Source organism: Streptomyces sp. NPDC037083, assembly GCF_055606485.1.
In genome coordinates, this window is the sequence record NZ_JBVJSQ010000004.1 from 137384 (window position 1) to 149684 (window position 12301).

The following is a 12301-nucleotide window of genomic DNA, read 5'->3' on the forward strand; positions in this document are numbered from 1 at the left end:
GATTTCCGCTAGCGGGGTGTGCGTCGCAGGCGAAGACTGGGAGCCATGACGGACCAGGAAACCCGCTACGAGGCGGTCCGCAGCAGGGACGCCCGGTTCGACGGCGAGTTCTTCTTCGCCGTCGCGACCACCGGCATCTACTGCCGGCCCAGCTGCCCCGCCGTGACGCCGAAACGACGCAACGTGCGGTTCTTCGCCACGGCCGCCGCCGCGCAGGGCTCGGGCTTCCGGGCCTGCCGGCGGTGCCGCCCGGACGCCGTACCCGGCTCGGCGGAGTGGAACGCTCGCGCCGACGTCGTCGGCCGGGCCATGCGCCTGATCGGTGACGGAGTCGTCGACCGGGAGGGCGTCGCCGGGCTCGCCGACCGGCTCGGCTACAGCGCCCGCCAGGTGCAGCGACAGCTCACCGCCGAACTCGGCGCGGGGCCGGTCGCCCTCGCCAGGGCGCAGCGCGCCCACACGGCGCGGGTGCTGCTGCAGACGACGGGCCTGCCGGTCACGGAGATCGCCTTCGCGTCCGGGTTCGCCAGCGTGCGCCAGTTCAACGACACGGTCCGTGCCGTGTACGCGGCGACCCCGACCGAGCTGCGGGCGGCCGTACGCGCGCACCGCCGCACCGCCACCCCGGCCGCCGGGATCCCGTTGCGGCTCGCCCACCGGGGCCCGTACCACGCGGGCGCCGTGTTCGACCTGCTGCAGCACGAGGCCGTGGCCGGGGTGGAGGAGGTCTGCGGGCCGACCGGTCGGCGCACCTACCGCCGTACCCTGCGGCTGCCGTACGGCACCGGGATCGTCGCCGTCGACGAGCGGGCGGGCGACCCGGGCCGGGCCTCGGCCGTTCATCCCGGCGGCTGGCTCGACGCGCGGCTGCACCTCACCGATCCCCGCGACCTCACGACCGCGGTCCAGCGGCTGCGCCGGCTGTTCGACCTCGACGCAGACCCGTACGCCGTCGACGAGCGGCTCGGCGCCGACCCGCGGCTCGCCCCGCTGGTCGCCGCCCGACCGGGGCTGCGCTCGCCGGGGGCGGCCGACCCGGAGGAGTACGCGGTGCGGGCGCTCGTCGGGCGGACACGGGCGGAACGACTCGCGCGCGCCTACGGCAAGGCCCTCGACGCCCCCTGCGGGACCCTCACCCACCTCTTCCCCGAGTCGGCCGTCCTGGCGGAGTCCGAGCCCGACGGCCCGCTGGGCGCCCTCGCCGCGGCCCTGGCCGACGGCGCCGTACGGCTGGACCCGGGCGCCGACCGGGACGACGCCCAGGAGGCGTTGTCGGCGCTGCCCGGCCTGGACGCCCGTGCCGTCGCGGCGATTCGCGCCCGCGCGCTCGGCGACCCCGACGTCGCGCCGCCCGGCACGGACGTCCCCGACACCTGGCGCCCCTGGCGCACCTACGCCCTGCACCACCTGCGCGCCGCGGAGGAACGATGACCGACCCCCTGACGAACCCGATGACCGACCCCATGACGGACCCGATGACCGCCCCCGTGACCGAACCGATGACAGCCCCCTTGACCGCCCCGACGACCCGGCTGACGTTCTGGACGCGGGTGGAGAGCCCGCTCGGCACCCTGCTGCTCACGGCCGACGCCGACGGAGCGCTGACCTCCCTGTCCGTGCCCGGGCAGAAGGGCGGGCGGAGCGTGCAGAACGACTGGCGGCACGACCCGGGTCCCTTCCGGGAGGCGCGCGAACAGCTCGACGCCTACTTCGCCGCAGACCTGAAGGAGTTCCGTCTTCCGCTGCGCAGCGACGGCACCGCGTTCCGCGAACGGGTGTGGGCCGCCCTGGACTCCGTCCCCTACGGGGCCACCACGACCTACGGCGAGGTCGCCGCGCGCGTCGGAGCCTCGCGGATGGCCGTACGGGCCGTCGGGGGAGCCGTCGGGGCGAACCCGCTGCTGATCGTGCGGCCCTGCCACCGGGTGATCGGCGCCGACGGCTCGCTCACCGGATACGCGGGCGGGCTGGAACGCAAGGTACGGCTGCTCGCCCTGGAGGGGGTGCTCCCGGAGCCGTCGATCTGACCGCGGGCGAGGTGCGGGGGCCGAAGGTCAGTCGTACGCCCCGGTTCCCGGCCGTCTGACGCGTGCGACCACGCGCGCCCCGCCGTCAGCCCCACAGTTCCGCTCCCAGCCACGCCCCCGCGATCAGCAGGCAGGTGAACAGTTCCGCCAGGACGCTCCAGCCGCCTGAGCGCATCGCTGTGCGCAGGGCCGCGCGGGCCTCGCCGGGGCGGCCCAGGCGGAGGCGTTCGGAGAGGTAGATGCCGCCCATGAAACCGGGGATCGCGCCGAGCACGGGGAACAGAAGGAAGCCGAGGAACGCGCCGAGCCCCGCGTACACCGCCATCCGGGGGGTCGCGCCGCTCGTCCGCAGCCGACGGGGAGGCAGAGCCCAGCGCACCACCTGGGACAGGAACAGGGCGACCGTGGCACCGACCAGAACGAACCACGCGACCGGGCGCGGATCGTCCAGCGCCCACCACAGGACCGCGGCCCACACCAGCCACGACCCCGGCACACCGGGCACCAGCACTCCGCACAGGCCGAGCAGAATGACCAGTCCGACCAGCAGGAGTTCGAAGACTCCCATCTGCCCAGAGTGCCCGAGCCCAAGAGAACACGCAGGTCAAGAGGCAAGGGCGGACGGTCACGCAGGTCTGCGGCGGCGGTCCCGTCACCGCTCCCGGGTCACCCAGCCGCGCTCGTAGGCGTGCCAGCCCAGCTGCAGCCGGGTCGTCACTCCCGTCAGCTCCATCAGTCCCTTCACCCGGCGCTGCACGGTCCGCAGCCCGAGGTCGAGCTGTTTGGCCACGCTCGCGTCGGTCATCCCGGCCAGCAGCAGGGACAGGATCTCCAGGTCGGCTGCGTCGGGGCCGTCCGGGTCCCGCTGGGCGACGCCGGCCGGGCCCACGCGCAACGGCAGCGCCTCCCGCCACACCGACTCGAACAGCCCCGACAGCAGCTCCAGCAGCCCGCTCGCGTGCACCACCAGCGCGGCCGGCTCCGCCGAACGGCCGGTCAGCGGCACCAGGGCGAGCGAGCGGTCGGCGACCACCAGCTTCGTCGGCACCTCGTCCACCACCCGCACCTGCTCGTCCCGGCCCAGCGCGGCGGACAGCTCCGTCATGCCGTTCGGCTGGTCGAGTACGGCCCGCTCCAGGACCACGCGGTACCGCACCCCCCGGGCGGTCGCCTGTTCCTCCGCCTCGTTCTCGCTGCCGGTCACGGCCACCGGGGTGCCGGTGACCAGCGCGCACACCTCTTCGGTCGCTCCGAGCTGAAGCTGCAGGAAGCGCTGGGCGACGGCGGCTGCGCCCGTCACCACCTCGACCAGGTCGTGCACCGCCGGTTCGGTCGCGGTCGCCCGGTACTCCTCGGCGAGCAGGGCGGCCGCCAGCTCCGCCTTCTCCAGTTCGTGGCGCTGCCGGGTGAGCAGAGCGCCCAGGGCCACGCCCGGAGGAGCGGCGACCCAGCGTCCGGGACGGCCCGAGGACTGGGCGGCCAGCCCGTGCTGTTCGAGCCGGCGCAACGCGCGTTCCGTGTCGTGCTCGCCGAGGGCCAGCCGACGGGCGAGGTCGGGTACATCCGCGGCGCCCACCGACACCAGTGCCCGGTATGCCGACTCATGGGTCTCGTCGAGCCCTATCGCTCCCAGCATGGGGTGCGACCCTCCTTCCGACGTGGCCGTGAGTGGCGGGAAACGGCCACGGCGTAAACCCGCCGCCGCACATCATCGCCGTACCGGCGGTCACTCTGCCAAGGTGTGGCCACGGCGTGACCAAGTGATCAACGCTGGTTCTTCACCGCGGATCTCCATGAACGCCGTGCACACTCGGTCCGGCGCGGCCTTCGCGCCGTGCTCCGAGGGCCGCCGGAACGTGATCCGGGCTCTTGACGCGCAGGGGCGCAGTAGGGGACTCGAGCCCGGGTCACCCCGGGTCGCCGGGCGGTTCTCCCGTGGGGGGTGGAACCGCCCGGCGACCTCTCTCGCACCGTGCGCCGCACTGCTGTCCGGACGTCGCTCGGCACACTGTTCGACACCCGTGCCGTGGGGGCATTTTCCGGATGCCCCGTTTTCCTGCGGCCCTCGCGGTGGACAATTGGGGGCATGAGCCAGCAGGGGGGTAGGCCCACCGGTCACGAGGACGACTGGTGGGGGCAGCTGTACGACGACGCCACCGAGGACACGGGGCCGGCGCCCGCCGCCGACTCCCTGGACGACCGGTTCGCCTCGGCCGCCGGAGCGGTGCGCTCCGCGGGCCCGGCGGACGGTGTGCGCTCGGGCGACGGCGTCGGGACAGGGGCCCCAGGAGGCGTTCGGGACCCGGTCGGCCCGGAAACCCCGCTGGTCACACCCGCCCCTGGGGACGATCCCGGAGGCTCCGGCTCCGGCCCTGCCGGTCCGGTGCCGTCGCCCCGCGCGGAACGGCCCGACGTCGGCGCACGGTCGGATTGGTGGACGGCCCAGGGCGCCACGTCGCAGGAGCCGCTCCCGGCGTCCGAGGCCACCGTCCCGCCGCCGAGAAGACGACCGCCCGAGGGGCCCGACGCCGGACGCGACGCCGCCGAACGGTCCGACGACGCCGGCGCGGACATGCGTACGGGCGCCGACGGCACAGCTGCGGCAGGCACAGGACCTGACGCCGACCCGGGAACCGGCGCCGACCCGGGAACCGGCGCCGACCCGGGAACCGGTGTCGCCGACGGGGATCCCACCGACCTCGACGACCGTCGGCCGCAGCGGCATCGCGCACCCTGGGAGCCGCCGTCGGACGCGTCGCCCGGACCCGCGGGCTTCCCGCGCGGCCCGTTGCCGCAGGGGTTCGCCGAGGGGCCGCCCCACGGCCCCGCACCCACCGCGACCGACGGCGACGCGTCACCGCGGACCGCGCCCCCGGCCTCCGAAGCAGCCCAGCGGCCGCCCGTCCCACCCGCGCCGCCCGTCCCACCCGCGCCGTCCGCCTCACCGGCGGAGTCCTCCGCTCCGGCGCCGTCCGCCGAGCCCGCGGCGCCCGCGACCGCTCCGGCCAAACCCGTGGCCGCGCCCGCCGTGCCGGCCGTACCGCCGCCTCCGCCCACATCGCCCCCGCCCACGTCGCCGCCGGTGCCGCCGCACACCCCGCCGCCCCCGAACGCCCCCACCGCCTCCGCCGACGGCCCGGCGCCCTCGTTCAGTCCGGGCGAGCCGTCGTCCGCCCCCGCCCCGGATCGCGCCCCGGATCGTGCCGCGGACGGGGCCCCGGAGGGGTCCCCGGACCTGGTCCTCGACCCCCCACCGCCCGACCATCCCCCCACCGTCCCCGCAATCCCCGCCCTTCCGCCCCTGACGGCCCCGACGGTCTACGTCGGTTCCGGGCCGCCCACCTACGACGCCGAGCCCACCGCCCTGCCGCCCGCCGACCCCGACGATCTGGACGACCTCGTCGCCGACACCGTCCTGGAGGGGGCCCGGTACGGGACCTGTGCGCTGCGGGCCGTTTCCGTGCGGGGTGACTCCGCGCGGTACCGGGGCGAACCGCGCCGTGACTCGCTTCTCACCGCCCGCTTCGGAACGGGCGAGCACGCGCTGATCCTGGTCGCGATGGCGACCGGCGCCAGGGCGACCCCGGGTGCGCATCGGGCGGCCGCCGAGGTGTGCCGGTGGATCGGGCGGGCGGTGGGCCGCAGCCATGTCCGGCTCGCCGAGGACATAAGGGCGGCCCGGCGCGGCGATCTGAAGTCGGGCCTGCACCGGCTCACCGACCGCAGCCTCGGCCGGCTCCGCGCCAGCGCCGCCGAACAGGGACTGGAGCCCGAGGAGTACGCGGCCACCCTGCGCTGCCTGCTGCTGCCCGCCGACCCCGCCTGCCGCACGCGGGTGTTCTTCGGCGTCGGCGACGGCGGACTGTTCCGGCTGCGCGACGGCGTCTGGCAGGACATCGAGCCGCGGGTCGGCGACGTCGCCGGAGAGCCGGTCGTCGGGTTCGGATCCCTCCCCAGCGAGACGCCCGAGGGCGACCGGCTCACCATGGACCTCGGCATCCCCACCCCGCCCAACCCCTACGACCCGGACCCCGGACCGCCCCGGGCTCCCTTCCGCTTCCGTGCCTCCGTAGCCCGGCCGGGTGACACGCTCCTCATGTGCACGGGCGGTCTGGCCGACCCCCTGCGCGGCGAGCCCGAACTCTCCGCCCACCTGACACGACGCTGGTCGGGACCCACTCCGCCCGGCCTCGCCGCCTTCCTCGCCGACACCCAGGTGAGGGTGAAGGGCTACGCCGACGACCGAACGGCCGCGGCCGTCTGGGAGGCGTGAACGAGCCGCCGCGGCCACTGTGGAGGGACCGACCCGAGGAGACCGAAGGGACGCGTCCCCCCATGGCCAAGCAGAACATCGCCGAACAGTTCGTGGACATCCTCGCCCGCGCGGGAGTCAGACGCCTCTACGGAGTCGTGGGGGACAGCCTCAACCCCGTCGTGGACGCGGTCCGGCGCAACCCCGGCATCGACTGGATCCACGTCCGCCACGAGGAGACGGCCGCGTTCGCCGCGGGCGCGGAAGCCCAGATCACCGGGAAACTCGCGGCCTGCGCGGGGTCCTGCGGCCCCGGCAACCTCCACCTCATCAACGGCCTCTACGACGCCCACCGCTCCATGGCGCCCGTGCTCGCCCTCGCCTCCCACATCCCCTCCAGCGAGATCGGCCTCGGCTTCTTCCAGGAGACCCACCCCGACCGGTTGTTCCGTGAGTGCAGCCACTACAGCGAACTCATCTCCAACCCGAAACAGATGCCGCGGCTGCTGCACACCGCGATCCAGCACGCCGTCGGCCGCAGCGGAGTCAGCGTCGTGTCCCTGCCGGGCGACATCGCCGACCGGCCCGCCCCGGAGAAAGCCGTCGAAACCGCTCTCGTCACGACCCGACCCACCGTCCGGCCCGGCGACGCCGAGATCGACGCGTTGGTCGAGATGATCGACGCGGCCGACAAGGTCACCCTCTTCTGCGGCAGCGGAACGGCGGGCGCGCACGCCGAGGTCATGGAGTTCGCCGGAAAGATCAAGTCCCCGGTGGGGCACGCCTTGCGCGGGAAGGAATGGATTCAGTACGACAACCCGTACGACGTCGGGATGAGCGGTCTCCTCGGGTACGGCGCCGCCTACGAGGCCACCCACGAGTGCGATCTGCTGATCCTGCTCGGAACCGATTTCCCCTACAGCGCCTTCCTCCCCGACGACGTGAAGATCGCCCAGGTCGACGTGCGGCCCGAACACCTCGGCCGACGCTCGAAGCTGGACCTCGCGGTATGGGGTGACGTGCGCGAGACCCTGCGCTGTCTCATCCCGCGCGTGCGGGCCAAGGAGAACCGGCGGTTCCTCGACCGGATGCTGAAGAAGCACGCCGACGCGCTGGAGGGCGTCGTGAAGGCGTACACGCGGAAAGTGGAGAAACACGTTCCCATCCACCCGGAGTACGTGGCGGCCGTCCTGGACGAACTCGCCGACGAAGACGCCGTGTTCACCGTCGACACCGGCATGTGCAACGTCTGGGCCGCGCGCTACCTCACCCCCAACGGCCGCCGTCGTGTCATCGGTTCCTTCTCCCACGGATCCATGGCGAACGCGCTGCCCATGGCGATCGGCGCCCAGTTCACCGACCGCCGCCGCCAGGTCGTGTCGATGTCCGGCGACGGCGGTTTCTCCATGCTGATGGGCGACTTCCTGACGCTCGTCCAGTACGACCTGCCCGTGAAGGTCGTCCTGTTCAACAACTCGTCGCTGGGCATGGTCGAGTTGGAGATGCTGGTCGCCGGTCTGCCCTCGTACGGCACGACCAACAAGAACCCCGACTTCGCCGCCGTCGCCCGCGCGTGCGGGGCCCACGGCGTACGCGTCGAGAAGCCCAAGCAACTGGCGGGCGCGCTGAAGGACGCCTTCCGGCACAAGGGTCCGGCCCTGGTCGACGTCGTCACCGACCCCAACGCCCTCTCCATTCCGCCGAAGATCAGAGCCGAGATGGTGACCGGGTTCGCACTGTCCGCCTCGAAGATGGTCCTCGACGGCGGAGTGGGACGGATGCTGCAGATGGCCCGCTCCAACCTGCGCAACATGCCCCGCCCCTAGCCGACGGGCCTCACCACTCCGGCACCTGCCGCGGCGGGCGGGCTGGCGGTCGTTCGCGACGGGAGCCGGCGAGCAGGGCGGACGGCCGGGCGCGGGCGGCCGAGGAACGGACGGCCGAGGAAGGGACGGTGAAGGGCGGACGTCGGGGTCAGTCGGTGGTCCGGACCCACCGGCGCTCCCCGGTGTCCGATCCGTACCAGTAGCGGGGCAGTCCGCCGATGCCGCTCGTGCGGAACGGGCGGCCGTGGTCGTCGACGCGGACCGTGCCGGTACGGCCTTCGGAGGACCAGTCGAGTTCGAGGTACCAGGTGCAGTCGCAGGCCTCGGTCCGCGCCGTGACCAGCAGGACCTCGGGGTCCTCGCTGGACACGTGGTAGGGCAGGCTCACCGCCGGGATGGGCGTGCCGGCGTCGCTGCCCGCGACGGAGTGCGCCACGGGACGGTCCTGGTCGAGGTCGACCGCGAAGTAACGCCTGCTGAGCGAGCCGCCGCACCCGTGGTTCATCGCGTAGTCGGTGCCGGGCGCCGGCGTCGCACGGCCGACGATCCGCACGCGTAACGCCGTCAGGGCGACGGCCGTCGAGCTGCGGGCCTGCACCGAGATCTCCACGTTGGTCTCCCGCCCGTGGACCGCGCCCTGCGCCGCCGCCCAGGGGCCGGCGTCCTGCTCCGTCGGGGGCGGCGGAACCTGTGCCGGCGGCTTGTCGATGACGTAGTCGTGACCGCAGCCCTGCGCCCAGAGGTGCGAGTTCGCGGTCCAGGTCAGCGGTACGCCCGGGGCGGGGGCCGACGCCTTGCCGCGGGCCGGCCCGATGTCCGTGGAGGGCGAGATCGCGTCCGGTACGGGGCCGGGAGGAGACGAGGCGGCGTCGGGCGTGCGGGAGGCGGTCGTACCCGCGGTGGGGGTGGCGGAGTGGCCGGGGGCCGTCAAGGAGGCGGTGGGGGAGCCGGCGGGCCGGGCCGCGCCGTCGGTCACCGAGGGGTGGCTGTCGCCGGGCAGAGCGGACAGCGTGGCCAGCGTGGCGAGGAGCGCGCAGGCGGCACCGACGAGGACGGTGGCGCGGCGGCGACGGTACCAACGGCGGGGCGGGACGTGCGCAGAAGCCCCAATCCTGGCTGCCGTGCCCGCCGCTCCCGTCGTCTCCGGCGGCCCGGCCGTTTCCGCCGTTTCCGCGATGTCCGTTCGCCGCGGTGCCTCCGCGGCCGCCGTGCCTCTGGGGCGCTGTCGTGCCGCGACCGCTCGCAGCCACCGCCGGTGCAGTTCGAGGCGTTCCTCCCGCGTCGCGCCGCAGAACTCCGCCAGCCGCTCCACCGGAGCGAAATCCTGCGGAACCGCTTCTCCCGCGCAGTAGCGGTGCAGGGTCGAGGTGTTCATGCCCAGCCGGCGCGCGAGGGAGCCGTAGCTGCGCTGCGTGCGCCCCTTCAGCTCCGTCAGCAGTGCCGCGAACTCCGCCACATCGGCCACACCGTCGTCGGTCGACACCGTTCCCCCGTGCTCGTCCGGCCCGGGCGGTCATCCCAGGCACCCATAGACCTGCACGTCAGATGGGCTGGGATGGTTCCACCAGGGCCGATCGGGCGAAGACCGTTGCGGTGGGCCGGGCGGACGGCCGATGCTCTTGGTGTCGCACCGACCAGGGCCGGCCGGATCGACCGACCTCGCGGCGACGACCCACACCAGGCACTCACTCTCGGGGGACACCCATGCCCAAGCGCGTCCCGGCCGCCACGCCCGCCGGGCTCACCAGGCTCACCGGCCTCACCGCCCTCACGGCGGCGGGCCTCGCCCTCGCCGCCGTGCTCGCCCCACCGGCGAGTGCCGCCGCTCCGCGGCCCGGCTTCCTCTCGGCCGCGGACCTTCCGCCGCACCCCGGTTCCACCTGGACGGCAGGCAGGATCACCGCCGGCACATCGCCCGACGTCAGGCTGGACCCCTGCCTCGGCGCGGCGTTGAGCCACGCCACGAAGTCCTGGTACCGGGAGTTCCGGACCGACCTCGAGGCGAGCGCCCGTCAGGTCAGCGTCGAGTCGTCGAGCGTCGGCGCGGCGAAGAGCCGGTTCGCGCGGATCAACCAGGACATCAAGTCCTGCGCCGCGCGGATCGAGAAGGACGACCCGGAGGTCGAGGCCGCGCTGAAGGACTACGGGAAGCTCGACGTCGAGGAGGGCGCCCACGTCTACGGCCTGCACACCGAGACCTCCTGGGGCGCGACCGACATCCGGCTCCTGTCGGTCGGCCGGGACGGCACGACGGTGACGGTCGTGGACCGGGGCCAGATGGGCGGCTTCGCCGACGCCCCGGTGAAGGCCTTCAAGAAGACGACCGTCACGGCCGTCAACAAGCTCCGCTGACGTCCGACCCGCGAGACCACTGAGGAAAGCCGAGGCCGCCGCCCTCCCGTCACGGGGGTCGGGAGGGCGGCGGTCTCCTACGACCCGCTCACGTAATGGGACGGACCGGTCGGCCACGGGAAAGACCGCTGAAGGCCTGGAGGACAAGAACCACGCCGACGGCGTCCTGCGTGCCCAGAACGTTCCGCTCGCCTGGAAGGTGGGAATCGAGGGCAGCTAGTCCCTCCGGGCGTGCGTCGAGGGAGTGCCGACCGCGACAGCGTTGGCGAGAGGAGGGCGTGGACGCCGTCGACGCCTCCCACCCGAATCACGGCCACGCCCTCCCACCCGAACCACGGCCACGGCACCCCGGAGCCGCGCCCACGCCCTCCCGCCGGAACCATTCCCTCCCACCGGAACCAGTGGGTTCCGGCCAACCTCGCGAGTTGGGGGAACCGCGTACGGGCAGATCCGCGGCCGGGCCGTCCGGCGGCGCGCGTCGCGGACCTCGGGTCCCGTTCGCACGGGGGTGCTTCGAACGGCCCGGGTGTCCAGCACCGACTGCCCCACGCCTTCCCCGCCTACGACCAGGTCGGTAGAGCCGCTTCCGCAGGCGGGCCGACGCCCGGCGGTCAGCCGGTCTCCCCGGTGTGGGGGTCCCAGGGGGCGTGACGGCCCGGCCGGTGGCCGCCCCGACCGGCTGACGCGCCGGCTCACCTCGGCTCGCGCGGGAAGCGAACGTCCGACGCCGGTCGCGCGGGCGCGCGCGCCGCAGCAGTGCGCCCGCGCCCTCGAGCGACGTTTCCCCGTGCGGGCGCCGGGTCGGTCGCCGTGGGCCTCACGGTCGGGCACCGCTTCCGTCGGGCGGACCGCCGCACGCCTCGAGTCTGCGTCCCCGCAACCGGAATCGGCTCGTCGACCAGGGCTTTCACCTCTCGAAGCCGACCGCTGACGAACCGGTCCCGACCTGCGTCAACGCCGTCGGCCGGCAAGCGTTCGCCGGGCGTGCGTCCCGCGGGCCGCCCGTGCGACCCACGCTTCCCAGGGCGCGCTGGACGCGTCAGGCGTCGCGTGGGGCACTCCCGTCCCACACGCACCGAGGTCCGGTCGTCGGCCCCGGCCTCTTTCCCCGCGGCCCGCACGGTGCCGCCGACCTGACACCTGCCACCGGGGGCGTTTCTTCTGCCCGCCCGAACATGGCCGAACACCCGGTCGTCGACGATTCGACATGACTGGCCCGGTGCCGACCGGGCAAGGATCCCCGTGAACGTGTTCGAGCAGGAGGGAAACCGAACATCGACACGCGGGCGGGGGTCATGGAGAGGCAGGCACGGGGAAGCGGTCCGACGGCGATCGCGGGTACCTCGGTGGCGAGACGGGCGGGGCAGGCCGGGGAGGAGACGACCGGGGAGTCACCGGAGCAGGTTCGGGCGTCGCAGCTCAATCGCAGACTCGGGCGGGCGGACCTGCGGGCGGTGCCCGAGGCGCGCCGGGCGCTGAGGGAGTTGCTGCGGGGCTGGGGGAAGCCGGGCCGGTCGGAGACGGCGGAACTCCTCACCAGCGAACTCGTCACCAACGCGCTCGTGCACACCGACGAAGACGCGGTCCTGACGGCCACCGTCTCACCGTCCGGTCTGCGGGTGGAGGTGCGGGACTTCGTCGCCCGCCGCCCCCGGCCGACCGCGCCGAGCGCCGAGGAAGGGACGCACGGCCGGGGCCTGGTCCTGGTGGAGTCCCTCGCGGACACGTGGGGCGTACGACCACAGGGCGGCGGGAAGGTCGTCTGGTTCGAACTGGGCGCCGGCGCCGCCTGAACGGACGAGGGGCCGCAGGTCACAGCCGCACGTGAAGCCGACGACGGAAGA

At 74.2% G+C, this 12301-nt stretch carries 9 protein-coding genes; 6 read left to right on the plus strand and 3 right to left on the minus strand.

Annotation, left to right across the window (positions count from 1 at the left end):
- The first annotated feature begins 45 nt into the window (after positions 1 to 45).
- Positions 46 to 1431, plus strand: coding sequence for an AlkA N-terminal domain-containing protein (locus ACZ7DE_RS12745; RefSeq protein WP_470760332.1), 1386 nt, complete (start codon positions 46 to 48; stop codon positions 1429 to 1431).
- 68 nt (positions 1432 to 1499) lie between these two features.
- The gene (locus ACZ7DE_RS12750; protein WP_470761074.1) at positions 1500 to 2027 is read left to right on the plus strand and encodes a methylated-DNA--[protein]-cysteine S-methyltransferase; all 528 of its coding nucleotides are present in this window, start codon (positions 1500 to 1502) and stop codon (positions 2025 to 2027) included.
- An 85-nt stretch (positions 2028 to 2112) separates the two neighbouring features.
- On the opposite strand, the gene ACZ7DE_RS12755 is transcribed toward ACZ7DE_RS12750, so the two are convergent.
- On the minus strand, positions 2113 to 2595 hold the full coding sequence (locus ACZ7DE_RS12755) for a DUF456 domain-containing protein (RefSeq protein ID WP_470760334.1): 483 nt from the start codon (positions 2593 to 2595) through the stop codon (positions 2113 to 2115).
- A gap of 84 nt (positions 2596 to 2679) precedes the next feature.
- On the minus strand, positions 2680 to 3663 hold the full coding sequence (locus ACZ7DE_RS12760) for a helix-turn-helix domain-containing protein (RefSeq protein WP_470760336.1): 984 nt from the start codon (positions 3661 to 3663) through the stop codon (positions 2680 to 2682).
- Positions 3664 to 4815: 1152 nt separating this feature from the next.
- Between ACZ7DE_RS12760 and ACZ7DE_RS12765 the strand changes: the two genes are divergently transcribed.
- Together ACZ7DE_RS12765 and ACZ7DE_RS12770 are read left to right on the plus strand one after the other, a co-directional pair.
- Complete coding sequence (locus ACZ7DE_RS12765) at positions 4816 to 6300, plus strand: PP2C family serine/threonine-protein phosphatase (RefSeq protein ID WP_470761076.1); 1485 nt, start codon at positions 4816 to 4818, stop codon at positions 6298 to 6300.
- A gap of 62 nt (positions 6301 to 6362) precedes the next feature.
- Positions 6363 to 8105 carry a pyruvate dehydrogenase gene (locus tag ACZ7DE_RS12770; protein WP_470760338.1) on the plus strand — a complete coding sequence of 581 codons (1743 nt, stop codon included), beginning with the start codon at positions 6363 to 6365 and terminating at the stop codon, positions 8103 to 8105.
- 148 nt (positions 8106 to 8253) lie between these two features.
- On the opposite strand, the gene ACZ7DE_RS12775 is transcribed toward ACZ7DE_RS12770, so the two are convergent.
- Positions 8254 to 9588 carry a helix-turn-helix domain-containing protein gene (locus ACZ7DE_RS12775; RefSeq protein ID WP_470760340.1) on the minus strand — a complete coding sequence of 445 codons (1335 nt, stop codon included), beginning with the start codon at positions 9586 to 9588 and terminating at the stop codon, positions 8254 to 8256.
- Between the two features lie 221 nt (positions 9589 to 9809).
- On the opposite strand from ACZ7DE_RS12775, the gene ACZ7DE_RS12780 reads away from it, so the two are divergent.
- A complete protein-coding gene (locus tag ACZ7DE_RS12780; protein ID WP_470760342.1) occupies positions 9810 to 10457 on the plus strand; it encodes a hypothetical protein in 648 nt (215 codons plus the stop codon).
- Between the two features lie 1295 nt (positions 10458 to 11752).
- The gene (locus ACZ7DE_RS12785) at positions 11753 to 12250 is read left to right on the plus strand and encodes an ATP-binding protein (protein WP_470760344.1); all 498 of its coding nucleotides are present in this window, start codon (positions 11753 to 11755) and stop codon (positions 12248 to 12250) included.
- The last annotated feature ends 51 nt before the right edge of the window (positions 12251 to 12301 follow it).